Source organism: Caballeronia sp. LZ028 (assembly GCF_031451415.1).
GTDB classification, from domain to species: Bacteria; Pseudomonadota; Gammaproteobacteria; order Burkholderiales; family Burkholderiaceae; genus Caballeronia; species Caballeronia zhejiangensis.
Genome location: NZ_JARUXN010000001.1, coordinates 1,890,076 through 1,914,595, shown reverse-complemented (window position 1 = coordinate 1,914,595; position 24,520 = coordinate 1,890,076). Strand labels below are relative to the sequence as shown.

Below are 24,520 nucleotides of genomic sequence, written 5' to 3'. Positions count from 1 at the left end.
CTGCTGCACGAAATGCAGAAGCGCGACGCGAAGAAGGGTCTGGCGTCGCTGTGCATCGGCGGCGGCATGGGTGTCGCGCTGGCGGTGGAACGTCCGTAATAAGTCACAGATAGTCACTGGCGGGATTGGGAAGGGCCAGCGGGCGGCAAGGAGATCGCCGTCCGCATAACGAAAATGGAGTGAGGAATGGCGAAGCGTATAGCGTATGTAACCGGCGGGATGGGCGGCATCGGCACCAGCATCAGCCAGCGCCTGCTTAAAGATGGCTTTACGGTCGTCGTGGGCTGCGGTCCGAATTCGCCGCGCCGGGTGAAATGGCTGGAAGACCAGAAGGCGCTCGGCTTCGAATTCATCGCCTCGGAAGGCAACGTCGGCGACTGGGAATCGACCAAGAACGCGTTCGACAAGGTCAAGGCCGAAGTCGGCGAGATCGATGTCCTCGTGAACAACGCGGGCATCACGCGCGACGTCGTGTTCCGCAAGATGACGCACGAAGACTGGACCGCCGTCATCGACACGAACCTGACGAGCCTCTTCAACGTGACGAAGCAGGTCATCGACGGCATGGTCGAGCGCGGCTGGGGCCGGATCATCAACATTTCGTCGGTGAACGGGCAGAAAGGCCAGTTCGGCCAGACGAACTACTCGACCGCCAAGGCCGGCATTCACGGCTTCACAATGGCGCTCGCGCAGGAAGTGGCCACCAAGGGCGTGACGGTCAACACCGTGTCGCCGGGCTATATCGGCACGGACATGGTGAAGGCGATCCGTCCGGAAGTGCTGGAGAAGATCGTCGCGACCATTCCGGTGCGCCGTCTCGGCACCCCGGACGAAATCGGCTCGATCTGCGCGTGGCTCGCGTCCGAAGAATCGGGCTTCGCGACCGGCGCGGACTTCTCGCTGAACGGCGGCTTGCATATGGGCTGACGGGCGGCGGCTTCCCGCGACGCCGAAACGCGCGCGGGAAGTCACCACTCGCCGGATTTATCAACGATGCGGCGAACATGCAGCAGCGCTTTTTTGCGACAACGCAAGACCTGCTTGCTGCCATCGCAGTAAAGTTTTGCGTTTAAAGGCGTTAAATGACCACCACTACTACTACAAAGAAACCCGCCGAACGACTCATCAAAAAGTATCCAAACCGTCGGCTGTACGACACGGAAACGAGCACCTACATCACGTTGTCGGATGTGAAACAGCTCGTGCTCGATCAGGAAGATTTCAAGGTGCTCGACGCGAAGTCCAACGACGACCTCACGCGCAGCATCCTTCTGCAGATCATTCTGGAAGAAGAGAGCGGCGGCCTGCCGATGTTCTCGTCGGTGATGCTCTCGCAGATCATCCGTTTCTACGGCCACGCGATGCAGGGCATGATGGGCACGTATCTGGAGAAGAACATCCAGGCGTTCATCGACATCCAGCAGAAGCTGACCGAGCAGAGCAAGGGCATCTACGACGGCAACGCGCTCAACCCCGAAGTCTGGTCGCAGTTCATGAACATGCAGGCGCCGATGATGCAGGGCATGATGACGAGCTACATCGAGCAGTCGAAAAACATGTTCGTGCAGATGCAGGAGCAGATGCAGTCGCAGGCGAAGTCGATGTTCAACACGTTTCCGTTCCCGACGCCCACGCCTTCGTCGACGGAAAAGAAGTAGTCCGGTTCGAGGGCGCGTGCGGGCGTCGAGGCTTGCGCGCCTCGGCGTGAGCGCTCGCGCGCCGTCCGTTCATTGCCCGCCCACGGCTCTCGTCGAATCGTACGCCAGCGCCGCGCCGAAATCGCCGCGATACGTATAGGCGCCGTGGTGCTCCAGTGTCGAGCGTGCATCCACGTACACCTTTCCGCCAGAATCGCGCCAGCGGCGGCAAAACGCGTAGTCCTCGGAAAGATAGCGCCCGGTTTCCGGCTCGACCATCACGTCGAAGAAGCGATGGCAGTAGCCGTGCAACGGCGAATCCGGCGGCGCGTCGGGCACGTAGCGCAACTCGGGCATGCGCGCGATCATCGTTTCGAGCACCGCGCGGCGTATGCACATGAAGCCCGTCGGCGCCTCGTCCACTTTCATGAAGCCGTCGTCGTCCACTTCGAGGCGCGCGCCGTCATGCGAATTCACCGGATAGCGCAACGCCCGTTCGAGAAACTGCGCTTGCGTGAGCCCGGCGGGAATCTCGCCCGTCCAGTCGATGCGCTTGAGCGGATACACGCCGGCGACGACATCGCGACCCGCGAGCAGCAGACGCAGCACCTGCTCCGGTGTGAAGCCGATATCGGCATCGATCCAGAAGAGATGCGTGTGCTCCGTATGCATCAGAAAATGCGCGACGGCTTCATTGCGCGCGCGTGACGAGACTTTCGCCGGCGCAGATGCGCATCGAGCCTCGCACGCCGAGGCGCCCGAGCTCGTTGGTGAGCGTGAGCATGCTGGTGGCGTAGCCGGACGTCACTTGGCCCGAGTAGCAGGGCGTGACGAAGAGCGGATTGAAATGGCGCAGCGCTGAGTAGTCGAGCATGAAACCGATGTGTGATTCGAAGCAATGAGAGACGCGGGAAGCTGCGGATTCGCTCGAGTTTGCTGCGCGCCAGCTTCAATCGGAATGAGACAAAGGAAAAGGGGGCCGAGCCGTGTCGGCGGCTCGCCGATGTAAAATAGTGGATTGGCCTCTTGCGTTCCCACAAGACACTCTTCCCGTGAAAAATTCTTTAGATTCAATCGATTCACTCGCCAGGACGAAGCCCGCGCCGAAAATCGGCATGGTGTCGCTCGGCTGCCCGAAGGCGCTCGTCGATTCCGAGCAGATCATGACGCAGTTGCGCGCCGAAGGTTACGAAATCTCCGGCACCTATGACGGCGCGGACCTCGTCGTCGTCAACACCTGCGGCTTCATCGACGAAGCCGTGCAGGAAAGCCTCGACGCCATCGGCGAGGCGTTGAGCGAGAACGGCAAGGTCATCGTGACCGGCTGTCTCGGCGCGAAAAAGAGCGCGAGCGGTTCGGGCCTCATCGAGGAAGTGCATCCGAAAGTGCTGGCCGTCACCGGTCCGCACGCGACCAACGAAGTCATGAACGCGGTGCATACGCATCTGCCGAAACCGCACGATCCGTTCACCGATCTCGTGCCGCCCGCCGGCATCAAGCTGACGCCGCGCCACTACGCTTACCTGAAGATTTCGGAAGGCTGCAACCATCGCTGCACGTTCTGCATCATCCCGTCGATGCGCGGCGATCTCGTCTCGCGCCCCGTCGCCGAAGTCATGCTGGAAGCCGAAAATCTGTTCAAGTCCGGCGTGAAGGAACTGCTCGTGATTTCGCAGGACACGAGCGCGTACGGCGTCGACGTGAAATACCGCACGGGTTTCTGGAACGGCAAGCCGCTCAAGACGCGCATGACCGAGCTCGTCGGCGCGCTCGGCGAACTCGCCGCGCAGTACGGCGCTTGGGTGCGCCTGCATTACGTGTATCCGTATCCGAGCGTCGACGAAGTCATCCCGATGATGGCCGAAGGCCCGCTGCGCGGCCACGTTCTGCCGTATCTCGACGTGCCGTTCCAGCACGCGCATCCCGAAGTGCTGAAGCGCATGAAGCGCCCGGCGAACGCGGAAAAGGTGCTCGAGCGCGTGAAGACATGGCGCGAAATCTGTCCCGATCTGACGATTCGCAGCACGTTCATCGCGGGCTTTCCGGGCGAGACGGAAGAGCAGTTTCAGACGCTGCTGGATTTCCTAAAGGAAGCGGATCTGGATCGCGTCGGCTGCTTCGCGTATTCGCCGGTCGAAGGCGCAACGGCGAACGAACTCGACGGCGCGTTGCCCGACGAAGTGCGCGAGGATCGCCGCGCGCGCTTCATGGAACTCGCGGAAGAACTGTCCGCGAAGCGCATGAAGAAGAAGGTCGGCAAGACGCTCAAAGTGCTCGTCGATGAAGTGGGCGCGGAAGGCGGCATCGGCCGCACGGCGGCGGACGCGCCGGAAATCGACGGCGTCGTGTACATCGCGCCGACGACGAAGGCATCGAAGCGCTACAAGGCCGGCGACTTCGTGTCGGTGAAGATCACCGGCGCCGATGGCCACGATCTCTGGGGCGAGGTCTAAAGCCATGCCAAGGATGCCGCACGTCCTCGCGCTCGGCGAGGCCATGATCGAGTTCAATCAGTCGACGCGCGATCAGCCGAACTATCTGCAAGGCTTCGGCGGCGACGTCTCCAACTTCCTGATCGCGGCATCGCGCCAGGGCGCGGCGACGGGCTTCGTGTCCGCGGTCGGCAACGATCACTTCGGGCAATTGCTGCTCGATCTGTGGTGCGCGGAAAACGTCGATACGTCGACGGTGCGCGTCGATCACGATGCGCCCACGGGCGTCTATTTCGTGTCGCACGGCGAGAGCGGGCATCGCTTCGACTATCTGCGCGCGGGTTCGGCGGCGAGCCGCTACGCGCCGTCGCACTTGCCGCTCGATGCGATCGCCGCCGCGAAGGTCGTGCATCTGTCGGGCATCAGTCTCGCGATCGGCGTGGCCGCCTGCGATGCCGCGCTCGCCGCGATCGACCATGCGCGCACGCACGGCGTCAAGGTCAGCTTCGACACGAACCTGCGCCTGAAGCTGTGGCCGCTCGCGCGCGCCCGCGCGGTCATGCTCGAAGCGATCCGCGCAACCGACATCTGCCTGCCGAGCTGGGACGACGTCACGCTGCTCACCGGCCACGAAGACAAAGACGCGATCGTCGATGCGCTGCTGAAACTCGGTCCGAAGGTCGTCGCGCTGAAGCTCGGCAAGGAAGGCGCGTATATCGCGACGCCGGACGAGCGGCGCGTGGTGCCGGGCCGCGTCGTGCAGGCGGTCGATGCGACCGGGGCGGGCGACTGCTTCGGCGGCGCGTTCATCGCGCGCATCGTTGCAGGCGACGATCCTTTCGCCGCGGCGCGCTACGCGAACGTCGCCGCGGCTTTGTCGACGCAAGGTTTTGGCGCAGTGGCGCCGATCCCGCGAAAGGACGAGGTCGAGCGCGCGCTGGCAGAATAGCCGCACCTCAAACGAAGGAGACGACAACATGCAACGTGAAGTGGTGGTGGTAAGCGGCGTGCGCACGGCGATCGGCGATTTCGGCGGTTCGCTGAAGGACTTCAGCCCGACCGATCTCGGTGCGCGCGTCGTGCGCGAAGCGCTGTCCCGCGCGAACGTCGCGGGCGATGAAGTCGGTCACGTCGTGTTCGGCAACGTCGTGCATACGGAGCCGCGCGACATGTATCTCGCGCGCGTCGCGGCGCTCGACGGCGGCGTCACGCAGCACGCGCCCGCGCTCACAGTGAACCGTTTGTGCGGCTCGGGCTTGCAGGCGATCGTGTCGGCGTCGCAGTCCATTCTGCTCGGCGATGCCGATGTCGCCATCGGCGGCGGCGCGGAAAGCATGAGCCGCGCGGCGTACATCATGCCCGCCGCGCGCTTCGGCCAGCGCATGGGCGACACGCGCATCGTCGACATGATGGTCGGCGCGCTGAACGACCCGTTCGACAAGATCCACATGGGCGTGACGGCCGAGAACGTCGCGGCGAAGTTCGGCATCACGCGCGAGATGCAGGACGCGCTCGCGCTCGAATCGCACCGGCGCGCGGCGAAAGCGATCGAAGCCGGCTATTTCAACGATCAGATTCTGCCGATCACGCTCGCTTCGAAGAAAGGCGACACCGTGTTCGACCGCGACGAGCACGTTCGCCTGAACGCCACCGCCGAAGACTTCGCGAAGCTCAAGCCGGTTTTTGCGAAGGAAAACGGCACGGTGACGGCGGGCAACGCGTCGGGCATCAACGATGCGGCCGCGGCCGTCGTGCTGATGGAGCGCTCGCTTGCGGAAATGCGCGGCGCGAAACCGCTCGCGCGGCTCGTCGCGTACGCGCACGCGGGCGTCGATCCGAAGATCATGGGCATCGGCCCGGTTCCCGCGACGCAGAAGGTGCTGGAGCGCGCGGGCCTCTCCGTCGACGATCTCGACGTCATCGAAGCAAACGAGGCGTTCGCCGCGCAGGCGTGCGCCGTATCGCAGGAACTGAAGCTCGATCCCGCGAAGGTCAATCCGAACGGCTCGGGCATTTCGCTCGGGCATCCGATCGGCGCGACCGGCGCGCTCATCACCGTGAAGGCGTTGTACGAACTGCAGCGCATCGGCGGGCGTTACGCGCTCGTGACGATGTGCATCGGCGGCGGCCAGGGCATCGCGGCGATCTTCGAGCGCATTTGAAGGACTCACGGATGATGCCAAGCATGAAAGGGCCGCGGACGGTCGCGGCCTTGACGATCTTCGCCGCGCTTGCCGCGTGCAATTCGCCGATGCCGGCGGGCCAGACCGGCGTGCAGGCACAGAACGCACGCGAGCCAGCGGGCGCCGACGCACACGGCGCGCAAGCCGCGATCAAGGAACTCGCGCTGCCGCCGCAGAAGCCGCTCACGCCGAATCCGGAGTACGCGAAGTTTCCGCGCTACGTCGGCACGCTCGGCGACAAGCAGATCGAGATGAAACTCGGCGCGAAAACCGACGAGCCCTCCGGCGTGCACGGCGAGTACCGGTTCGCCGGCAGCCCGAACGTGATTCTCGTCGCGGGCGACCGCGACGGCGACACGCTCGAAATCGAGGAATCGAACGACGGCACGCACATCACGGGCAACTGGGTCGGCAAGTTCGCGGCGGACGGCAGCGTGTCCGGCGAGCGCATGAACCCGGACGATTCGAACCCGCAGCCGTTCGATCTGCGGCCCGCCGCGGCCGGCAAGACCTTGCCCGCGACGGGCACCGCGAAGGCGCCGCCCGCGCCGTCGCTGGAACCTGCGCCGCCCGCGCCGCCCAAGAATGCCGTGGGCGGCACGAGCAACGTCATCATCGGCGAATGATTCGCTCTGTCTTCACCCCGCCGGGCGTTCCGGCGGCGGTCTCTTTTCATTCCGTATTGCAAAGCCATGACTGATTCCAGCAGCAAGGACCGCGATCTGCAAACCCGCATCGTTCAGCCTGAAGACCGCATCACGCCCGGCTTCGAGTCGTTCTCGGTGCCGGTCGCGCGCGCATCGACGGTCGTGTTTCCCGATCTCGCCTCGATGCGCTCGCTCGTCTGGAGCGACGATTCGAAGTGGCGCTACGGCCTGCACGGCACGCCGACGACCATCGCGCTCGCGCAGCGTCTCGCCGCGATCGAGGGCGGCGAATTCGCGCTGCTGCAGCCGTCGGGGCTCGCCGCGATCTCCAACATCTACTTCGGTCTCGTGAAAGCGGGCGATCACGTTCTCGTGCCCGACAACGCCTACGGTCCGAATCGCGATCACGCCGACTGGCTCGCCGCCGATTTCGGGCTGGAAGTGACCTATTACGATCCGATGACCGGCGCGGGCATCGCCGATTCGATCCGTCCGAACACGAAGCTGATCTGGCTCGAAGCGCCCGGCTCGGTGACGATGGAAGTGCAGGACGTGCCGGCGATCGTCGCCGTCGCGCGCGCGAAGGGCATCGTCACGGCGATCGACAACACGTTTTCCGCGGGCCTCGCGTTCAAGCCGTTCGAGCATGGCGTCGACATTTCCGTGCAGGCGTTGACGAAATATCAGTCGGGCGGCAGCGACATCCTGATGGGCGCGACCATCACGCGCGATGAGGAACTGCACAAGAAGCTCAAACGCGCGCGGATGCGTATGGGCATCGGCGTGTCGGCGGACGATGCGTCGCTCGTGCTGCGCAGCCTGCCGTCGATGAAAGTGCGCTACGAAGCGCACGACCGCACCGCGTACGCGCTCGCCCAGTGGCTCAAGACGCGGCCCGAAGTGAAGGCGGTCCTGCATCCGGCGCTGGAGGATTGTCCCGGCCACGCGTTCTTTGCGCGCGACTTCAAGGGCGGCGCGGGCGGGCTGTTTTCGATCGTCTTCGATGGCCGCTACACGAGCGCGCAAGTCGATGCGTTCGTCGAAGCGCTCGAACTGTTCTCGATCGGCTGGAGCTGGGGCGGCGCGCACAGCCTCGCGATGCCGTACAACATCCGCTCGATGCGCACCGCGTCGCAATGGCCGCACGAAGGCGTGCTGGTGCGTTTCTACGTCGGGCTGGAAGCGGAAGCGGATTTGCGCGCGGATCTCGAAGCCGCGCTCGCCAAGGCGTTCGCCTGAATGAAAACGGCGCCCCGAAGGCGCCGTTTTCACATCGATCAGAAGAGCCGCAACAAGCCGTCGAGTCCGACGAAGTTGAACGCGAGACTCGCCGATTGCCGCACGACCGGCTTCGCGCGGAACGCGACCGATAATCCGGCTTCCGCCATCATCTTCAGGTCGTTCGAGCCGTCGCCCATTGCGATCGCGCGTTTCGGATCGATGCCGATCTGCGCGCACGTTTCGATGAGCGTGCGCGCCTTCACATCCGCGTTCACGATCTCGCCGACGACCTTGCCGGTCAGCTTCCCATCGACGATTTCGAGCGTATTCGCGCGCGTGTAATCGAGGCCGAGCCGCGCCTTCAGACGCTCGGTGAAGAACGTGAAGCCGCCCGACACGAGCAGCGTTTTCAGGCCCGCCGCGCGCGCGCCTTCGAGCATGCGTTCCGCGCCCGGCGACAGTTGCAGGCGCTCTTCGTAGACGCGTTCCAACGCGCTTGCATCGAGACCTTTGAGGAGCGCGACGCGCCGCGTGAGGCTCTCGTTGAAGTCCTTGATCTCGCCGCGCATCGACGCTTCGGTGATTGCCGCGACTTCGGCTTTGAGCCCGCAAAAATCCGCGATTTCGTCGATGCACTCGATCGTGATGAGCGTCGAATCCATGTCCATCGCGATGAGGCCGAAATCGGCGAGCTTCGCGTTCGCTTCGATAAAGGCGTAATCGAGCGCATGGGTGCCGCAATAAGCGTCGATGTCGGGGCGCTGCAGCGGATCGGCGTCGATGAGACGCAGAAGGGTGTCGTCGACGCGCTGCGTCTCTTTGGCGCGTGCGAGCGCCGCGAGCGGCCGCAGATGCGAATCGGAAATGGCGCTGGGACTTTGAATGACGAGGTTCATCAAAAGAGCAGGAAAGGGCGGCGAAACCGCCATTGTAAAGAACCTTCAGCGCTGCACGTGCGCCGGATCGACATCCCAGTAAGGCGGCTCGCCGAACTGTACTGCGAGGAAGTCGATGAACGCGAGCGTCTTCGGCGGCACGAACGCGCGGCTCGGATACACCGCCCAGATCGCGACGGTCTGCGCGAGCGGGTAATCGTCGAGCACGGTGACGAGTTCGCCGCTCGCGAGCAAGGGCGCGACGCTCCACGTCGATTTGAGGCCGATGCCGATGCCCGCCGCGAGCGCATCCCGGATCACTTCGCCGTTGTCCGTCACGATGCGCCCGGACACGCGCACGTCGATGACGCCCGTCGGCGTGACGAAGCTCCAGTCGCGCTGATCGGCGAGGATCACGCATTCGTGATCGACGAGATCGGCGGGATGGCGCGGCGTGCCGTGTTCGGCGAGATACGCGGGCGATGCGCACAGCACGCGTCGGTTGCTCGCGAGCTTTTTCGCGACGAGCGTCGAATCCTTCAGTGCGCCGATGCGGATCGCGAGGTCGATGCCTTCATCGACGAGATCGACGATCTGATCGGTCATGCGCAAATCGACGGTCACGCCGGGAAACTGGCGCAGAAACGCCGGAATCAGCGGCGAGATGTGCTGGCGGCCGAGCGAAGACGGCATCGTCACGCGCAGCCGGCCATGCGGATGCGCCCGCGCGCGCCCGACCGATGCGCGCGCGGCTTCGGCGGCGTCGAGCAGTTCGCGCGCGCGCGCCGCGAAAATCTCGCCTTCCTGCGTGACGGAGACCCGCCGCGTCGTGCGATGCAGAAGCCGCGTGCCGAGCATGCGCTCCAGCCCGGCGATGCGCGCGCTCGCCACCGCCGGCGACAAGCCGAATTCCCGCGCCGCCGCCGACAGATTCGCCAGCGCCGCCGCGCGCACAAAAAGGCCGACGTCGAGCAGATCGAGCCGCTCGCGCGTCGTGTCTTCCGTTACAGGATCGCTCGCCATTCGATGGATTTCCCGAAAAATGTTTCAGCGATTATGACGGTTTTCGAAAGACCGATCGCACTTTAAGATCGAATCCAGTCCACTCACGACGGAGCAAAAAATGAAAGCCATCGGTTTGACCCGCTATCTCCCGATTTCCAATCCCGAATCGCTCGTCGATATCGAACTCGACAAGCCCACGCCGACCGGCCGCGATCTGCTCGTGAAAATCGAAGCGATCGCCGTCAATCCCGTCGACACGAAAGTGCGCGCGCCGAAAGACAAGGTCGAGGAGACGCCGCGCGTGCTCGGCTGGGACGCGGCGGGCGTCGTGGAAGCGGTCGGCCCGGACGTGACGCTCTTCAAGGCCGGCGATCCGGTCTACTACGCGGGCGACATTACGCGTCAAGGCGCGAACAGCGAGTTTCATCTGATCGACGAGCGCATTGTCGGCGCGAAGCCGAAATCGCTCGATTTCACCCACGCCGCCGCGCTGCCGCTCACGACGATCACCGCGTGGGAAGCGCTCTTCGAGCGGCTCGGCGTGTCGGCGGAAGGCAAGGACGCGGGCAAGTCGGTGCTGATTATCGGCGGCGCGGGCGGCGTCGGCTCGATCGGCATTCAGCTGGCGAAGCGCGTCGCGAAATTGCAGGTGATCGCCACTGCCTCGCGGCCCGAATCGGCGAAATGGGCCGAAGACCTCGGCGCGGATCACATCGTCAATCACTTCGACGACATTCCGAAGCAGATGAAGGCAATCGGCTTTCCCGAAGTCGATTACGTGCTGATCTTCAACGACACCGACAAGCATTTTCCCGCGGCCGCCGACGTCATCAAGCCGCAAGGCGGCATCGCGTCGATCGTCGAGAACGCGCAGCCCGTTCCCGTCGAATTGCTGAAAGCGAAGAGCGCGGCGTTTCACTGGGAGTTCATGTTCACGCGCGCGATGTTCAAGACGCCCGACATGATCGAGCAGCACAAGCTGCTGTCCGAAGTGGCGCGGCTGATCGACGCAGGCACCATCCGCACGACGCTCGGGAAGAATCTCGGCGCGATCAACGCGGCGAATCTGCGCGAGGCGCATCGCCTTCTGGAAGAAGGGCGCACGGTCGGCAAGCTCGTGCTGACCGGCTTCTGACGAATGTGTTGACGAACATCATCGACGTTGCTGCTCACGCGGGTTTTCCACTAGGATGAGCCAGCGGGCGGGGCGCTAGACTGGATCGGCCCTACAGCTTGCCGGTGCTTCGCGGCGCCGGTCTTTCCTTCCAAGCGCTCGATACGGAGGTGGCGGCATGAATCGTCGTTTGATCGTTCGTCGCATCGTTTCCGTCGCCGCGCTCGCGCTGTTCGCAGCGACCGCCCACGCGACGCCAGGCATCAAGGTTCTCTCCGAAGCGCCCAATGACGGCCCCATCAAGTACACGGTGAAGATGGCGTCGAAGAATTTCGGCAATGAGCAGGAAACGCGCACCATCCGCTCGGGCCAGACCGACGACTTCACCTGGCAGGGCACCGCGCCGAGCGGCGCGCAGGCCGTACCGGACGGGTGCCCGCAGGCGGCGTCGGTGCCCAAAAGCGCGGACGGGCAGGCGGTGCGGCAAGTGCAGATCCGCTTCGCGCCGGTCGTCGCGGACAACGGCGCGGCGAACGTGCAGATCAGCTTTCGCGCGTACGCGCCGAAGGGCACGAGCAAGGTGACCGTGGGCGGCAAGAGCCTGCAATGTCCCGTCGATAATCGCTTCAGCCAGATCGTGCGCTTCTCGATGCCGACTTCTACCGGCTCCAAGAAAACCGTCACGCTCGATGACGGCACGCAGTTGACCGTCACCGCGAGCCGCAAGTAACTCGATGGACGCGCCAGCCTTCCCGGCGCGTTTTTTCGATGCCGCATACGCAACTAACTGTCTTGTTTTCCGAACCGCGCAAACTTGTCGCGCAAACTCATCCTCAGTAAAGCTTACAGATGAACGGTCGCACGCAAGCGCGGGCGACCCGGCGCGCCGTGCGTCCGCACGCCCGCGCCGCTTGGCACGCTTTGTGCGATTCTTGTCGATGCCGCGCTGAAAACGGCGCGCAGAAACGCTTGGGCGCATGTTCCCGAGCGTATCCATCGATTCGATCCGACAGCGAAGGTGCCGCAATGCCGCACATGATCTGGAAAGGCGCGATCAGCTTCGGGCTGGTCCACGTGCCCGTGCAACTCTATCCGGCGACGCAGTCGGAGAAGGTCGGCTTCAACCTGCTCGACAAGCGCTCGATGGACCCGATCGGCTACAAGCAGATCAACAAGAACACGGGCAAGGAAGTCACGCGCGACAACATTGTGCGCGGCTTCGAATACGAGAAGGGCAAGTACGTCGTGATGACCGACGCCGAAATCCGCGCGGCCAATCCCGAATCGACGCAGACGGTCGATATTCTCGCCTTCGTCGATGCGCCCGAGATCTCGTTCCTCTCGCTCGATACGCCGTACTACCTCGCGCCCGATCGCAAAGGCGAAAAGGTCTACGCGCTGCTTCGCGATGCGCTGAAGGATACGGGCAAGGTCGGCATCGCGAGCGTCGTGCTGCACAACAAGCAGCATCTGGCGGCGCTGATTCCGGTCGGCCCCGCGCTCGCGCTCAACACGCTGCGCTGGGGCGACGAAGTGCGCGACTTCAGCCAGTTCAAGTTCCCGGACGAAGACACGAAAAAGGCCGGCGTCACGCCGAAGGAACTCGAAATGGCCAAGCGTCTCATCGACGACATGAGCGACACCTGGGACCCGACGAAGTATCACGACACCTTCAAGGACGACATCATGGCGCTCGTCGACAGGAAGGTGAAGGAAGGCAAGGTTGCCGAGGTGATGAAGATTGACGAAGGTGGCGAGGAAAAGGCATCCGCCGACATCCTCGACTTGTCCGAACTGCTCAAGCGCAGCCTGAAGAAAGGCGGTGCGGCGAAACGCGGCGGCAAGGCCGCGCAATCCGATGACGATTCGGGCGACGAAAGCGGCGAGGAAACCGCGCGTCCGGCACGCAAGACGACGCGCCGCAAACGCGCATAAGCGCACGACCCAACGACGATGGCTGCGAAACTCGAAACCTATCAACGGATGCGGCGTTTCGACAAGACGCCGGAGCCGTCCGGCGCCACGAAGCGCAGCGCGCGCGCGAAAAAGGCCACGCAAAGCGCGCTGTCCTTCGTGATTCAGGAACACGACGCGCGCCGCTTGCATTACGACTTCCGTCTCGAACTCGATGGCACGCTCAAATCATGGGCGGTGCCGAAAGGGCCGAGTCTCGATCCGTCGGTGAAGCGGCTGGCGGTGCACGTCGAAGATCATCCGCTCGATTACGGCTCGTTCGAAGGCGAGATTCCCGAAGGCAACTACGGCGCGGGCAGCGTCATCGTGTGGGATCGCGGGACCTGGGCGCCGCAATCGGGCAGCGTCGAGGACGCGGCGCGCGAGTATGCAAAGGGCAAGCTCAAGTTCACGCTCGACGGCGAAAAGCTGCACGGCGGCTGGACGCTCGTGAAAAGCCACATGCGCGGCAGCGGCGACAAGGAGCAATGGCTGCTCATCAAGGAGCGTGACGACGAAGCGCGTCCCGAAGCCGAGTACGACATCTTGCTGAAGAAACCCGGCAGCGTGCTGTCCGATTCGCTCGGCGCACGCGACGAAACCGGTGCGCTGCGCGAGCGCAACGAACGCAAGGCGGGCGCGAAGAAAGCGCCGGCGCGCAAGACCTCGGCGAAAGCAGCGAAGGCGGGGAATGGTCACGCGCATCCGGATATCGTCGCGAATCGCAACGCCGAGTCGTTGCGCACGTTGTCGCACGAACCGGCGATCGAAGGCGCGCAAAAGGCGAAGCTGCCCGCGACGCTCAAGCCGCAACTCGCCACGCTCGTCGATGCCGCGCCGCCCGGAGATGATTGGGGCTACGAAATAAAGTTCGATGGTTATCGCGTGCTCGCGCGCATCGAAACGGTGAAGGGCAAGCGCGAAGTTCGCATCTATACGCGCAACGGCAACGACTGGACCGCGAAGTTCTCGAAGCAGGTGAAGGCGCTCGACAAGCTCGATATCGAAAGCGGCTGGCTGGACGGCGAAGCCGTGGTGCTCGACGAGCGCGGCTTGCCCGACTTCCAGGCGCTGCAGAACGCATTCGACGTGGGGCGCCCGCAAGACATCGTCGTCTATTTCTTCGACGTGCCGTATCTGAACGGCTACGACTTGCGCAACGTGCCGCTCGTGCAACGCCGCGCGATCCTGAAGGCGGTCATCGAGCCGCTCGACGATCCGGTGCTGCGCTTCTCGCAAGACTTCGCCTTTCACGCCGACGACCTGCTCAAGAGCGCTTGCGACATGGCGCTGGAAGGCATCATCGGCAAGCGGATCGACAGCACCTATGTCTCGGGGCGCAGTGCGTCGTGGATCAAGCTCAAGTGCAGACGCCGCCAGGAATTCGTGATCGGCGGCTATTCGGAGCCCTCTGGCAGCCGCGGGCAGTTCGGCGCGCTGCTGCTCGGCGTCTACGATACGGACGGCAAGTTGCAGTACGCAGGGCGCGTCGGCAGCGGCTTCGATCACGCGACGCTCGTCGCGGTGAAGAAGGAACTCGACAAGCGCGAGACTCAACGCATGCCCTTTGCAAGCGAGCCGCAGGAACGCAGCCGCACGCCCGTGCATTGGGTGAAGCCCGAGCTCGTGGCCGAATGCAATTTCGCGGAATGGACCAAGGAGCGCATCGTGCGACAAGCATCGTTCGTCAGTTTGCGGGACGATAAACCCGCGCGTCAGATCGTGAAGGAAGAGCCCGTGGCCGCGAAGAAAGTCGCGGCAAAGAAAATCGCGGCGAAGAAGACGACGGCCGCGAAAAAGGCCAAGGCGAGTCCGGCTGAAATCGAAGGCGTGAAGATCAGCCATCCGGATCGCGTGATCGACAAATCGACGGGGCTGACCAAGCTCGACGTCGTCGAGTATTACGCGTCGGTCGCCGACTGGATGCTGCCGCATCTGAAGGATCGGCCGGTGTCGCTCGTGCGCGCGCCGGAAGACATCGGCGGCGAGCTGTTCTTTCAGAAGCACAGCGCGAAGCTCGCGATTCCGCATATCACGCAGCATCCCGATATCGATCCGGGACATCCGCCGCTGCTCACGATCGAATCGTCGCAGGCGCTCGTCGGCACCTCGCAGATGGGCACGATCGAGCTGCATACGTGGAACGCGGTGGCGTCGAACATCGAGAAGCCGGATCGCATGATCTTCGATCTCGATCCGGGCGAAGGCGTCGGCTGGGAACGCATGATCGAGGCCGCGAAGCTCACGAAGGATCTGCTCGTCGAGCTCGGTCTCACGTCGTTCTGCAAGACGAGCGGCGGCAAGGGCTTTCATGTGGTCGTGCCGCTTGCGAAGCAGGCGAGCTGGGACGACATGAAGGATTTCTCGCAGGCCGTCGCGCAGCATATGGCGAGCACGCTGCCCAAGCTCTTCTCCGCGAAAATGGGCATGCAGAATCGCAAGGGCAAGATCTTCATCGACTATCTGCGCAACAACCGCGGCTCCAGCACGGTCGCCGCATTCTCGCTGCGCGCGCGGCCGGGGCTCGGCGCATCGATGCCGCTTGCCTGGGACGAACTCGATTCCGTCACGAGCGGCGACCAATGGCATATCGGCAACGTGCGCGAGCGGCTCGATGCGCTGAAGAGCGATCCGTGGGCGGGCTATGACAAGGCGCGTCAGCGGCTCACGGCGGAGATGAAGAAGCGGCTTGGCATGAACGCATCGCGCAAGTGAGCGTTCACAAGGAGACGAACATGAAGCAGGCGAGCGCGGGCCCGGAGAGCGTGCCCGAACGCGGACGCGAAATGGCGAGCAAGGATCGCGAGAAGCAGGCGCGCGACGATGCGTCGAACGCGCCGCTGCCTCACGAGGCGGATCAGAACGTCGAATCGCAACGCGAACATGGCGCGCGCGATGTTGGCAAGCAGGCGCACGAGGACCTCGAACACGGTCTCGTCGACACGGACCGGCGCGGCGGCGGCGACTATCAGCGCGACACGCAGCGCGACGAACATGCGAATGCGAACAGCGGTGAAGGGCAGTCGAAGGAGCGCTGAACCGAACGGTGAAAAGCCTTCGCGGATGGCAGCGCGCGGGCCGCTTGCGTAGAATGATTCGTTGATCGGGAGCGGGCTTGAACGCAACGTTCGCTGCGTTTTTTCTACCGATGCGCGTATTTCAACAAGCGCGCAAACCGGTAAGCCCTTCCGATGCTTGCATCCCATGACCGCTTTGCGGACTGAAGCCAACACAACGGAACATGCCACTCGACCTTCTGTCCCGTCTGAAGAACGAAACCGCTGCGTGCCACGCGCGGCTGGAGAATGCGCTCGACCTGATGCGGGACGACCTTCAGCGCGACGAATACATCGCGCTGCTCGAACGATTCTATGGTTACGTCGCGCCGTGGGAAGACGCGGCGGCCGCGTGCCTGCCGTCGTCGCTCGCGGACTTTTTCGATGCGCGCCGCAAGGCGTCGCTCCTCGCCGCCGATCTCGCCGCGCTGACGGGTGAAACGCCGTCCGCCGGATCGCTGCCGCAAGCCGGCGCGCGCGATGACCTGCCGCGTATGGACAACATCGGCGATGCCATCGGCTCGATGTACGTGATGGAAGGCAGCACGCTCGGCGGCCGCTTCATCGCGCCGCATGTGGCCGCGCGTCTCGATCTCGCGCCGGGCATCGGCAACGCGTATTTCGACGGCTACGGCCCGCGCACGGGCAGCATGTGGAACGCGTTTCGCGAGACCGCGGCGGCAAGCGTGCCCGAACGCCTTCACGACGATGCGGTGAAAGCCGCCATCGCGACGTTCGAAAGTCTGCAAGCGTGGCTGTGTCCTGAAGCAATCGGCATCGAGTATTCGCAGCCCGCGCCGGGAGCGGGTTCATGAGCGAGTCCGCGAGCGAGCCGCCCATCGGCGCGAGGGCCGTGCGCGAAGCATCGCAAGGACCGCCCGATGCCGAAGCGCGCCGGCGCACGCTCAGCTCGGGCGTCGCCAGCCAGGACTGCGATGCCGAGCCGATCCACATTCCCGGCGGCATCCAGCCGCATGGATTTCTGCTCGTGCTGTCCGACGATCTGCACATCCTGCAGGTCAGCGAGAACCTCGTCTCGCTGACGAACGCGGGTGTCGACGAACTGCTCGGCGCTCCGCTCGATGTCGTGCTCGGCGCGGCGGGCGCGCAGCGCATCGGGCAGGCGGCCGCCACGTCCGCGCTCGACGACGCGCCGCTTTACATCGGCCCGATCGATCTCGCGCCGTCGTCGTCCGATAAGGCGTTGCGCCTCGATGTGACGATACATCGTCATGACGGCACGCTCATCGTCGAGATGGAGACCGCCGCCGCGACGGGCGATGCGTTCGCGTCGATGTATCCGCTCGTCCGCACGTTCGCGCGCGGGCTGCAGGAGGGCGGCAGCGTGCAGGCGCTCGCGGAGCTCGCCGTGCGCGAAGTGCGGGCGATCACGGGCTTCGGCCGCGTGATGCTCTATAGCTTCGACGAGGAAGGCCGCAGCCACGTGCTCGCGGAGGACCGCGACGCGAGTTATCCGTCGTTCCTGCATCAGTTCTTCCCGGCGTCGGACATTCCGCGTCAGGCGCGCGCGCTGTATCTGAAGAACCGTATCCGCCTCGTCGCCGATGTCGACTACACGCCCGCGCGCCTCGTGCCGAGCGTGAATCCCGTCACCGGCCGCCCCACCGATCTCACGTTTGCGACGCTGCGCAGCTTCTCGCCCGTGCATCTGGAGTACATGCGCAACATGGGCACGCATGCGTCGATGTCCGTGTCGATCGTCGTGCGGGGACAGTTGTGGGGACTCATCTCGTGTCACGATCACAGCGCGCGCATCGTGCCGTTCAATACGCGCGTCGCGGTCGAGCATCTCGGGCACATGCTGTCCTTGCAGATCGAAGCGAAGGAAGAGCGCGCCGAGGGCGAATATCTGAGCGCGCTGCGCCGCACGATGAGCCGCCTGATTTCGGCGATGGGCGAGCACGAGAACTTCGTCGCCGGCTTGCGCGCCGTGCCGGGCGACGTACTGAGTTTCGCGCGTTCCGCGGGCGCGGCGATCGTCTTCGACGATCAGGTCACGCTGCTCGGCGCGACGCCCGACGAGGACACCGTGCGCGCGCTCACGCACTGGCTCGCGGAAAACACGTCCGGCGTGTGGGCGACGGATTCGCTCGCGCGCGAATGGCCGCCCGCCAAGGCGCACGCAGACAAGGCGTGCGGCGTGCTCGCGGTGCCGGTCTCGCAGATCTTCCGCAACTATTTGCTTTGGTTCCGTCCCGAACTGATGCAGACGATCGAATGGGCGGGCGAGCCGGTCAAGATCGAAAGCGCGGATGGCTCGAGCGCGCCGCGCACGAGCTTTTCGCCGTGGCTCGAAACGGTGCGCGGCCATTCGGCGCTGTGGCGTCAGAGCGAGCTCGAAATCGCCGCCGAACTGCGCGGCGCGCTGCTGAACATCGTGCTGCGCCGCGCGGAAGAGCGCGCGGAACTCGCGACCGAACTCACGCGCGCGAACAAGGAGCTGGAGGCGTTCTCGTATTCGGTATCGCATGATCTGCGCGCGCCGCTGCGCCATATCGCCGGATACGGCGATCTTCTGCGCGAGCAGGAAGGCGAGCGCATGTCGGACAAGAGCCGGCGGTTTCTCAACAACATGCTGGAATCTGCGCGTTTCGCGGGCACGCTCGTCGACGACCTGCTGACGTTCTCGCAGATGGGCCGCGCCGCGCTCCGGCCCGCGCCGGTCGATCTCGGCCTGCTCGTGAAGTCGGTCGTGCAGGAAGTCGAGGTGGAAGGCTCGGGAAGAAGCATCGAATGGGTGATCGGCGATCTGCCGCGCGTGACCGGCGACGCCGCTTTCCTTCAGCTTGCGGTGCGCAACCTGATATCGAACGCGGTGAAATATACGCGGACGCGGGAATCGGCGAAAATCGAGATATTCGCGACCCGAAGCGGCGACGAATACGTGATCGGCGTGCGCGACAACGGCGTCGGCTTCGACATGAAGTACGGCGCGAAGCTGTTCGGGGTGTTCCAGCGCCTGCATCGCGCGGAAGAGTTCGAGGGCACGGGCATCGGGCTCGCCAACGTGCGGCGCATCATCGAGCGTCATGACGGGCGCACGTGGGCCGAAGGGCGGCTGGGAGAGGGCGCGGTATTCTATTTCTCGCTGCCCGTGACATTCCGCAACGCGAACGGGACGCAAGGCGCGCCAAATACAAAGTCAAGAAAAAACCATGCTTAAACCGATATTGCTCGTCGAAGACAATCCGAACGATCTCGAGCTCACGCTCGTCGCGCTCGACAAGAGTCAGCTCGCCAACGAGGTGATCGTGGCGCGCGACGGTCAGGAAGCCATCGACTATCTCACCTCCGAAGGCGAGTGGAAGGAGCGCGCGCCCGGCAATCCGGCGGTGATCCTGCTCGACCTGAAGCTGCCGAAGATCGACGGCCTCGAAGTGCTCGACATGATCCGCTCGAACGCATCGCTGAAGAGCGTGCCGGTGGTCATGCTCACGTCGTCGCGCGAGGAGCAGGATCTCATCCGCAGCTATGAACTCGGCGTCAACGCATATGTGGTGAAGCCGGTGGAATTCGCCGAATTCGTCGAGGCGATCAGCGATCTCGGCGTGTTCTGGGCCGTGCTCAACGAGCCGCCGCCGGGCTCGACGCGCTTTCGTCGCCCGCCGCCCGCGCAATGACCGCTGCGCCCATGAGCACGAATCCGTCCCGGCCGGTGCGCCCGCAAGCGTCCTTTCAAGAGGACGCCTAGATCATGCAGCCTCTGCATCTGCTTCTCGTCGAAGACAACGCACTCGATGCGGAGCTGACGATCGCCCAGCTCGAACGCGCGGACTATGCGGTCGAGGCGTCGATCGTGTACGACTCCGCGGCGTTCATCGCCGAGCTGGAGAAAAAGCGCTTCGACGTGATCCTCGCCGACTTCGTGATGCCGACCTTCTCGGGCATCGAGGCGCTCACGATCGCGAGCGAGCGTTCCCCGGACACGCCGTTCATCTTCGTGTCGGGCTTGCTCGGCGAAGAGCACGCCGTCGATATGCTCAAGCGCGGCGCAACCGATTACGTGCTGAAACAGCGCCTGCAGCGGCTGCCCGCCGTCGTGCGCCGCGCGATGCGCGAGAGCGCCGAGCGCGCGCAACGCATCGCCGTCGAGCGGGCGTTGCGCGAAACGGAGACGCATTTCCGCCTGCTCATCGATGCGCTGAAGGATTACGCGGTCATCACGCTCGATCCCGAAGGCCGCATCCGCACATGGAACGCGGCGTCGGAGCGCATTCTGGGCTTTCCCGCGCAGGACGTGCTCGGCCAGTCCGCGAACATCTTCTATGCGCAGGAAGATCGCGAGGGCGGCGTGTTCGACGCCGAGCTGGAAACCGCGCGGCGCGAAGGCAGCGCGAGCGACGACCGCTGGCTCTGGCGCAAGGATGGCCATTCGTTTTTCGCCTCGGGCGTGACGACGGCGATCCGCAGCGAGCACGACGAACTGATCGGCTTTTCGAAGATCGTGCGCGACGCGACCGACGCCCACATGGCCGCCGACGCGCTGCGGCTCGCAAAGGATCAGGCGGAATCGGCGAATCGCGCGAAGGACCATTTTCTGGCGGTGCTCTCGCATGAACTGCGCACGCCGCTCACGCCGATTCTCGCCGCCGTGCGCCTGCTCGAAATGAAGCACTCGCTGCCGCGCGAGGCGCATCCGACGCTCGATCTCATCCGCCGCAATGTCGAGCTGGAAGCGCGCCTCATCGACGATCTGCTCGATCTCACGAGCATCGCGCGCGGCAAGCTGTCGCTGAATTTCGCGAGCGTCGCGCTCGATACCTTGCTGACGAGCGCGCTCGACATGTCCGAAGCCGATCTGCGCGCGAAGAGCCTCACGCTCGAAACGCATTTCGACGCGGGCCGGTTCGTCGTGCTCGGCGACGCGGCGCGCCTTCAGCAGATCATCTGGAATCTGATGAAGAACGCGGTGAAGTTCACGCCGGCGGGCGGGCGCATCGACGTGCGGACCTGGAATCCGGATCCGTCGACGATCGCCGTTTCCGTGACGGACAGCGGCATCGGCATCAGCGCGGAGGCGTTGCCGCGCATATTCTCGGCGTTCGAACAGGCCGACGATTCCATCACGCGCTCGTTCGGCGGCCTCGGGCTCGGTCTCGCGATCGCGAGCACGCTCGCGCAGAAGCACGGCGGCACGCTTTCGGCCTACAGCGAAGGCCGCGACGCGGGCGCGCGCTTCACGCTGACGCTGCCGCTCGCGAAACTGCAACCCGCGCGCGAGGACGAGCCGCTCATCGAAGCCGCGAGCCGGGAACAGGGACGCGCGCTCAAGGTGCTGCTCGTGGAGGACAACGAGCAGACGTCGTCGGCGATGGCCGAAGTGCTCGAAATGCTCGGCCACGAAGTGTCGGTTGCCGTAACGGTCGCTCAGGCGCTCGAACGCGCGAAGAGCGGGCCGTTCGATCTGCTCGTCAGCGATATCGGCCTGCCCGACGGCAGCGGACTCGATATCGCGCGCGCGTGGCAGAGCCTGCAGCCCGACAAGCCGTCGGTGGCGATCACGGGCTACGGCATGGACGAGGACATCCGCCGTTGCCGCGAAGCCGGTTTTCGCGATCATCTGACCAAGCCGGTCAATTTCTCGCGGCTCGAAGCGCTGATTCAATCGCTCGCGGAACAGCATTCGAAATAAGCTATCGGCGCGCGCCGGTCGAAGAAATTTGACAGGCGTCTGCGGGCTTGTGTCGATTCGCGCGCGGCCCGTTCGTCGTAGGCTATGAGACCGCGCCAAACCCGGCGCGCTCACTCACTACACGGAGCCGACATGTCCCAATCCGCCGTCAAGCCGATTCCCGAAGGCATGCGTTCGCTGACCCCGCATCTCGTGTGCGCGGGCGCCGCAGAAGCGATCGAGTTCTACAAGCGCGCGTTCAACGCCATCGAGCTGGGCCGCATGCCCGGGCCCGACGGCAAGCTCATGCACGCGATGGTCAAAATCGGCGATTCCATGCTGATGCTCGTCGATGAGTTCCCGCAATTCGGCTCGGTCGGTCCGAAGGCGCTGAACGGATCGCCGGTCACGATTCACCTGTATGTCGAAGACGCCGACGCCACCGTGAAGCAGGCCGAAAGCGCCGGCGCGAAAGTCACGATGCCCGTCGCCGACATGTTCTGGGGCGACCGCTACGGGCGTCTCGAAGACCCGTTCGGTCATCAATGGTCGGTCGCGACGCATACGCGTGACATGACGCCGGAAGAAATGAAGCAGGCGATGGCGCAGCAGCCTTGCGGTCAATGAACGAAACCACGCACGCTAGTGAGAACGGAGCAACGCACATGCACAAGATTTCGCCCTGTCTGTGGTTCCAAGGCGGCAACGCCGAAGAGGCCGCGAACTTTTATGTCAGCACGTTCAGGAACGCGCGCATCAAGGACATCATGCGCAGCACCGAGTCGGGCCCGAAGCCGGTCGGCAGCGTCATCGCCGTGATGTTCGAGCTCGAAGGCGAGGACTTCCTGGCGCTGAACGGCAATCCGGAGTTCGCGTTCACGCCGGCCGTTTCTATGTTCATCAAGTGCGAGTCGCAGGAAGAAGTCGACCATTACTGGGACAAGCTGATGGACGGCGGCCGTTCGCTGGCCTGCGGCTGGCTCACGGACCGCTTCGGCGTGACGTGGCAAGTTGCGCCGACGCGTCTGCTCGGCATGTTGCAGGACCCGGACCCGGTGAAAGCCGACCGCACCATGAAAGCGATGCAAGGGATGATCAAGCTCGATCTCCCGGCGCTCGAGCGGGCGTACAACGGCGAGTGAGCTACGCGGCGCGTTTGCGGGCTTTTCGTTCGACGAGCTTCGACGCCATGAACCGATGGTCCCGCGAAAACAGCCGCCGATACGTCAGCACGACGGCCCCGACCACGCCGAGCCCCGAGCCCGCCGCAATCAGAAACATGATGACGATCTGATACCGCACCGCCTGCAATGGCGACTGCCCGGCGAGCACCTGGCCGGTCATCATGCCGGGAAGGCTGACGAGACCGACCACGGCCATCTGATTCAACGTCGGAATCATGCCCGCGCGCACGGCCTGGCGCGCGGGTCTCTGCGCCGCTTCCCAGCGCGAGGCGCCGAGTGCGAGCGACATCTCGACCGCCGCGCGTCCCGAAGTCAGTTCTTCCGTCATGCGCTCGATGCCGAGCGACACGCCCGTCAGGCAATTGCCGAGGATCATCCCGAGGATCGGAATCGCGTATTGCGGCTCATACCACGGATGAATCCGGATCACGACGAACAGCCCGAACGCGCCGATCAGCCACGAACTGCCCCAAATCGACAGGATGCTGTCCGCGCGCTGTCCGCGATAAGTGCGCCGTCCGCGATCGGAGGCGGCGAATCCGGCGATGACCGTCATCAGCGCCATCAGCGGCAGCACGACATACCAGCGATTGAACGCGAACACCCAGCCGAGCACGTACCCGATCAGCAGCAATTGCACGACGGTTCGGATCGCGGCGACGAAGAGCTTGCGTTCGAGACCGAGGTCGAGCGCAACCGACAGCGCGCCATTGACGACAATCAGCGCCGCCGCCAGGCCGATATCGAAGAGACTGAGGTTCTGATAGCCGCTCATCGCTTGTCCTCGCCGAGTACGCCTGCGTTCATCGTCAGATGACGCGTGGCGACGCGCCGCGCCTGATCCGGATCGTGCGATACCCAGATGCACGCGCGCGCTTCATCGGCGTCGAACCACGCGGCCACGAGCGCTTCGATCGATCGGGCCGACGCCGGATCGAGCGATGCGGTCGGTTCGTCGAGCAGCAGCACGTCGGGCGCGAGTTGCAGCACGCGCACGAGCGCGGCGATCTGCGCCTCGCCGCCGGACAGATCGCTTGCGAACTTGTCGAGGAAGTCCGCGCTGCGTCCGGCCGCCTGCGCGAGCCGCATCGCGATATCGCGATCGAAATGCGCGTCGCGATAAGCCTTCAGCGAAAACGGATAGCGCAGATTGTCTTCGACGGTGCCGTCGAGCATCGCGGGCCGTTGCGCGATATACGCGACGCGCCGCCTGTAAGCCGGAATCTGCGCACGCGCGATGCGCTCGCCGCGCCACGTAACGAAACCGGCATCGCACGCATCGAGCAGCGCGAGCGTGCGCATAAACACGCTCTTGCCCGAGCCCGACGGTCCGGTGATCGCGGCGCGCTGGCTTTTGTCGAGTGCGAAATCCGTGGCATGCAGCAGCACCGTGCCGCGCGCGGCGTCCCGGCGCATCACGCCATGCGTGGCGACCAGTTCGGTCGATGTCGCGTCCTGCATCGTGGGTGTGTGTGTCGTTCTCTGGATGAGCATCTTACGGACATTCGGCATTCAGCGGACGCATAAGCCGCGGGCACACGATGTGCTGCCGCAATCATAATCAGCAAAAAAGGATGGAGC

Annotated in this window: 25 protein-coding genes; 19 read left to right on the top strand and 6 right to left on the bottom strand. The window is 64.4% G+C overall.

The window, feature by feature from the left end; genetic code table 11:
• From QCE58_RS09070 to phaR, 3 genes are all read left to right on the top strand, one after another.
• A partial coding sequence (locus QCE58_RS09070) for a hypothetical protein (RefSeq protein ID WP_309779734.1) occupies window positions 1-99 on the top strand: 99 nt, incomplete at its 5' end.
• Between the two features lie 87 nt (window positions 100-186).
• Window positions 187-927, top strand: a complete 741-nt coding sequence (locus tag QCE58_RS09065) for a 3-ketoacyl-ACP reductase (RefSeq protein ID WP_008349413.1) — start codon at window positions 187-189, stop codon at window positions 925-927.
• A gap of 155 nt (window positions 928-1,082) precedes the next feature.
• Entirely contained in the window at window positions 1,083-1,658 is a 576-nt protein-coding gene (gene phaR / locus QCE58_RS09060) for a polyhydroxyalkanoate synthesis repressor PhaR (RefSeq protein ID WP_033537161.1), read from the top strand.
• 69 nt (window positions 1,659-1,727) lie between these two features.
• Here the strand turns inward: phaR and QCE58_RS09055 are convergent, their stop codons facing one another.
• On the bottom strand, window positions 1,728-2,309 hold the full coding sequence (locus QCE58_RS09055) for a hypothetical protein (RefSeq protein ID WP_239295304.1): 582 nt from the start codon (window positions 2,307-2,309) through the stop codon (window positions 1,728-1,730).
• Between the two features lie 19 nt (window positions 2,310-2,328).
• Window positions 2,329-2,511 (bottom strand): hypothetical protein, encoded by a 183-nt coding sequence (locus tag QCE58_RS09050; RefSeq protein ID WP_250521150.1) that lies wholly within the window; start codon window positions 2,509-2,511, stop codon window positions 2,329-2,331.
• Between the two features lie 241 nt (window positions 2,512-2,752).
• Here QCE58_RS09050 and rimO point away from each other — a divergent pair, with 241 nt between their 5' ends.
• The 5 genes from rimO to QCE58_RS09025 all read left to right on the top strand — a co-directional run bounded on the left by rimO (window position 2,753) and on the right by QCE58_RS09025 (window position 8,138).
• Window positions 2,753-4,090 carry a 30S ribosomal protein S12 methylthiotransferase RimO gene (rimO, locus tag QCE58_RS09045; RefSeq protein ID WP_051079027.1) on the top strand — a complete coding sequence of 446 codons (1,338 nt, stop codon included), beginning with the start codon at window positions 2,753-2,755 and terminating at the stop codon, window positions 4,088-4,090.
• A 4-nt stretch (window positions 4,091-4,094) separates the two neighbouring features.
• On the top strand, window positions 4,095-5,018 hold the full coding sequence (locus QCE58_RS09040; protein WP_250521149.1) for a sugar kinase: 924 nt from the start codon (window positions 4,095-4,097) through the stop codon (window positions 5,016-5,018).
• A 28-nt stretch (window positions 5,019-5,046) separates the two neighbouring features.
• Window positions 5,047-6,231, top strand: a complete 1,185-nt coding sequence (bktB, locus tag QCE58_RS09035) for a beta-ketothiolase BktB (RefSeq protein WP_250521148.1) — start codon at window positions 5,047-5,049, stop codon at window positions 6,229-6,231.
• 23 nt (window positions 6,232-6,254) lie between these two features.
• A complete protein-coding gene (locus QCE58_RS09030; RefSeq protein WP_144403838.1) occupies window positions 6,255-6,878 on the top strand; it encodes a hypothetical protein in 624 nt (207 codons plus the stop codon).
• 66 nt (window positions 6,879-6,944) lie between these two features.
• Window positions 6,945-8,138: a cystathionine beta-lyase gene (locus QCE58_RS09025; RefSeq protein WP_008349419.1), complete on the top strand. Its 1,194-nt coding sequence runs from the start codon at window positions 6,945-6,947 to the stop codon at window positions 8,136-8,138.
• Window positions 8,139-8,176: 38 nt separating this feature from the next.
• Here QCE58_RS09025 and serB read toward each other — a convergent pair whose 3' ends face one another.
• Window positions 8,177-9,016: a phosphoserine phosphatase SerB gene (gene serB / locus QCE58_RS09020; RefSeq protein WP_250521147.1), complete on the bottom strand. Its 840-nt coding sequence runs from the start codon at window positions 9,014-9,016 to the stop codon at window positions 8,177-8,179.
• A 45-nt stretch (window positions 9,017-9,061) separates the two neighbouring features.
• Complete coding sequence (locus tag QCE58_RS09015; RefSeq protein ID WP_309779456.1) at window positions 9,062-10,018, bottom strand: LysR substrate-binding domain-containing protein; 957 nt, start codon at window positions 10,016-10,018, stop codon at window positions 9,062-9,064.
• A 100-nt stretch (window positions 10,019-10,118) separates the two neighbouring features.
• Between QCE58_RS09015 and QCE58_RS09010 the strand changes: the two genes are divergently transcribed.
• The 11 genes from QCE58_RS09010 (at window position 10,119) to QCE58_RS08960 (ending at window position 22,897) form a co-directional block, all read left to right on the top strand.
• On the top strand, window positions 10,119-11,135 hold the full coding sequence (locus tag QCE58_RS09010; protein ID WP_175982247.1) for a zinc-binding alcohol dehydrogenase family protein: 1,017 nt from the start codon (window positions 10,119-10,121) through the stop codon (window positions 11,133-11,135).
• A 157-nt stretch (window positions 11,136-11,292) separates the two neighbouring features.
• The gene (locus tag QCE58_RS09005; RefSeq protein WP_008349423.1) at window positions 11,293-11,844 is read left to right on the top strand and encodes a DUF6013 family protein; all 552 of its coding nucleotides are present in this window, start codon (window positions 11,293-11,295) and stop codon (window positions 11,842-11,844) included.
• Window positions 11,845-12,140: 296 nt separating this feature from the next.
• A complete protein-coding gene (locus tag QCE58_RS09000) occupies window positions 12,141-13,049 on the top strand; it encodes a Ku protein (protein ID WP_008349424.1) in 909 nt (302 codons plus the stop codon).
• Between the two features lie 18 nt (window positions 13,050-13,067).
• A complete protein-coding gene (ligD, locus tag QCE58_RS08995; RefSeq protein ID WP_250521146.1) occupies window positions 13,068-15,782 on the top strand; it encodes a DNA ligase D in 2,715 nt (904 codons plus the stop codon).
• A gap of 20 nt (window positions 15,783-15,802) precedes the next feature.
• Window positions 15,803-16,105 carry a hypothetical protein gene (locus QCE58_RS08990; RefSeq protein WP_008349427.1) on the top strand — a complete coding sequence of 101 codons (303 nt, stop codon included), beginning with the start codon at window positions 15,803-15,805 and terminating at the stop codon, window positions 16,103-16,105.
• Window positions 16,106-16,308: 203 nt separating this feature from the next.
• A complete protein-coding gene (locus tag QCE58_RS08985; protein ID WP_008349429.1) occupies window positions 16,309-16,938 on the top strand; it encodes a biliverdin-producing heme oxygenase in 630 nt (209 codons plus the stop codon).
• A complete protein-coding gene (locus QCE58_RS08980; protein WP_244807386.1) occupies window positions 16,935-19,307 on the top strand; it encodes an ATP-binding protein in 2,373 nt (790 codons plus the stop codon). The genes QCE58_RS08985 and QCE58_RS08980 overlap by 4 nt, the downstream gene beginning before the upstream one ends.
• Entirely contained in the window at window positions 19,300-19,764 is a 465-nt protein-coding gene (locus QCE58_RS08975; protein ID WP_008349436.1) for a response regulator, read from the top strand. Before QCE58_RS08980 ends, QCE58_RS08975 begins: the two co-directional genes overlap by 8 nt.
• Window positions 19,765-19,838: 74 nt before the next feature.
• Window positions 19,839-21,776 carry a response regulator gene (locus QCE58_RS08970; RefSeq protein WP_250439809.1) on the top strand — a complete coding sequence of 646 codons (1,938 nt, stop codon included), beginning with the start codon at window positions 19,839-19,841 and terminating at the stop codon, window positions 21,774-21,776.
• Window positions 21,777-21,908: 132 nt separating this feature from the next.
• Window positions 21,909-22,382 carry a VOC family protein gene (locus QCE58_RS08965; RefSeq protein WP_008349441.1) on the top strand — a complete coding sequence of 158 codons (474 nt, stop codon included), beginning with the start codon at window positions 21,909-21,911 and terminating at the stop codon, window positions 22,380-22,382.
• A 38-nt stretch (window positions 22,383-22,420) separates the two neighbouring features.
• Window positions 22,421-22,897, top strand: a complete 477-nt coding sequence (locus QCE58_RS08960) for a VOC family protein (RefSeq protein WP_008349443.1) — start codon at window positions 22,421-22,423, stop codon at window positions 22,895-22,897.
• A gap of 1 nt (window position 22,898) precedes the next feature.
• Here the strand turns inward: QCE58_RS08960 and QCE58_RS08955 are convergent, their stop codons facing one another.
• Together QCE58_RS08955 and QCE58_RS08950 are read right to left on the bottom strand one after the other, a co-directional pair.
• A complete protein-coding gene (locus QCE58_RS08955) occupies window positions 22,899-23,714 on the bottom strand; it encodes an ABC transporter permease (protein WP_008349446.1) in 816 nt (271 codons plus the stop codon).
• Window positions 23,711-24,400: an ATP-binding cassette domain-containing protein gene (locus QCE58_RS08950; protein ID WP_250521151.1), complete on the bottom strand. Its 690-nt coding sequence runs from the start codon at window positions 24,398-24,400 to the stop codon at window positions 23,711-23,713. Before QCE58_RS08950 ends, QCE58_RS08955 begins: the two co-directional genes overlap by 4 nt.
• Window positions 24,401-24,520: the final 120 nt, after the last annotated feature.

Coding starts and splice junctions, on each gene's coding strand:
- QCE58_RS08990 (WP_008349427.1), top strand. CDS start 15,803: ATGAAGCAGGCGAGCGCGGGCCCGGAGAGCGTGCCCGAACGCGGACGC.
- QCE58_RS08960 (WP_008349443.1), top strand. CDS start 22,421: ATGCACAAGATTTCGCCCTGTCTGTGGTTCCAAGGCGGCAACGCCGAA.
- QCE58_RS09025 (WP_008349419.1), top strand. CDS start 6,945: ATGACTGATTCCAGCAGCAAGGACCGCGATCTGCAAACCCGCATCGTT.
- QCE58_RS09055 (WP_239295304.1), bottom strand. CDS start 2,309: ATGCATACGGAGCACACGCATCTCTTCTGGATCGATGCCGATATCGGC.
- phaR (WP_033537161.1), top strand. CDS start 1,083: ATGACCACCACTACTACTACAAAGAAACCCGCCGAACGACTCATCAAA.
- serB (WP_250521147.1), bottom strand. CDS start 9,016: ATGAACCTCGTCATTCAAAGTCCCAGCGCCATTTCCGATTCGCATCTG.
- QCE58_RS08955 (WP_008349446.1), bottom strand. CDS start 23,714: ATGAGCGGCTATCAGAACCTCAGTCTCTTCGATATCGGCCTGGCGGCG.
- QCE58_RS09040 (WP_250521149.1), top strand. CDS start 4,095: ATGCCAAGGATGCCGCACGTCCTCGCGCTCGGCGAGGCCATGATCGAG.
- QCE58_RS08950 (WP_250521151.1), bottom strand. CDS start 24,400: ATGCAGGACGCGACATCGACCGAACTGGTCGCCACGCATGGCGTGATG.
- QCE58_RS09000 (WP_008349424.1), top strand. CDS start 12,141: ATGCCGCACATGATCTGGAAAGGCGCGATCAGCTTCGGGCTGGTCCAC.
- QCE58_RS08965 (WP_008349441.1), top strand. CDS start 21,909: ATGTCCCAATCCGCCGTCAAGCCGATTCCCGAAGGCATGCGTTCGCTG.
- QCE58_RS09030 (WP_144403838.1), top strand. CDS start 6,255: ATGAAAGGGCCGCGGACGGTCGCGGCCTTGACGATCTTCGCCGCGCTT.
- QCE58_RS08970 (WP_250439809.1), top strand. CDS start 19,839: ATGCAGCCTCTGCATCTGCTTCTCGTCGAAGACAACGCACTCGATGCG.
- QCE58_RS09065 (WP_008349413.1), top strand. CDS start 187: ATGGCGAAGCGTATAGCGTATGTAACCGGCGGGATGGGCGGCATCGGC.
- QCE58_RS08975 (WP_008349436.1), top strand. CDS start 19,300: ATGCTTAAACCGATATTGCTCGTCGAAGACAATCCGAACGATCTCGAG.
- QCE58_RS09005 (WP_008349423.1), top strand. CDS start 11,293: ATGAATCGTCGTTTGATCGTTCGTCGCATCGTTTCCGTCGCCGCGCTC.
- ligD (WP_250521146.1), top strand. CDS start 13,068: ATGGCTGCGAAACTCGAAACCTATCAACGGATGCGGCGTTTCGACAAG.
- QCE58_RS09015 (WP_309779456.1), bottom strand. CDS start 10,018: ATGGCGAGCGATCCTGTAACGGAAGACACGACGCGCGAGCGGCTCGAT.
- QCE58_RS09010 (WP_175982247.1), top strand. CDS start 10,119: ATGAAAGCCATCGGTTTGACCCGCTATCTCCCGATTTCCAATCCCGAA.
- QCE58_RS08985 (WP_008349429.1), top strand. CDS start 16,309: ATGCCACTCGACCTTCTGTCCCGTCTGAAGAACGAAACCGCTGCGTGC.
- bktB (WP_250521148.1), top strand. CDS start 5,047: ATGCAACGTGAAGTGGTGGTGGTAAGCGGCGTGCGCACGGCGATCGGC.
- rimO (WP_051079027.1), top strand. CDS start 2,753: ATGGTGTCGCTCGGCTGCCCGAAGGCGCTCGTCGATTCCGAGCAGATC.
- QCE58_RS09050 (WP_250521150.1), bottom strand. CDS start 2,511: ATGCTCGACTACTCAGCGCTGCGCCATTTCAATCCGCTCTTCGTCACG.
- QCE58_RS08980 (WP_244807386.1), top strand. CDS start 16,935: ATGAGCGAGTCCGCGAGCGAGCCGCCCATCGGCGCGAGGGCCGTGCGC.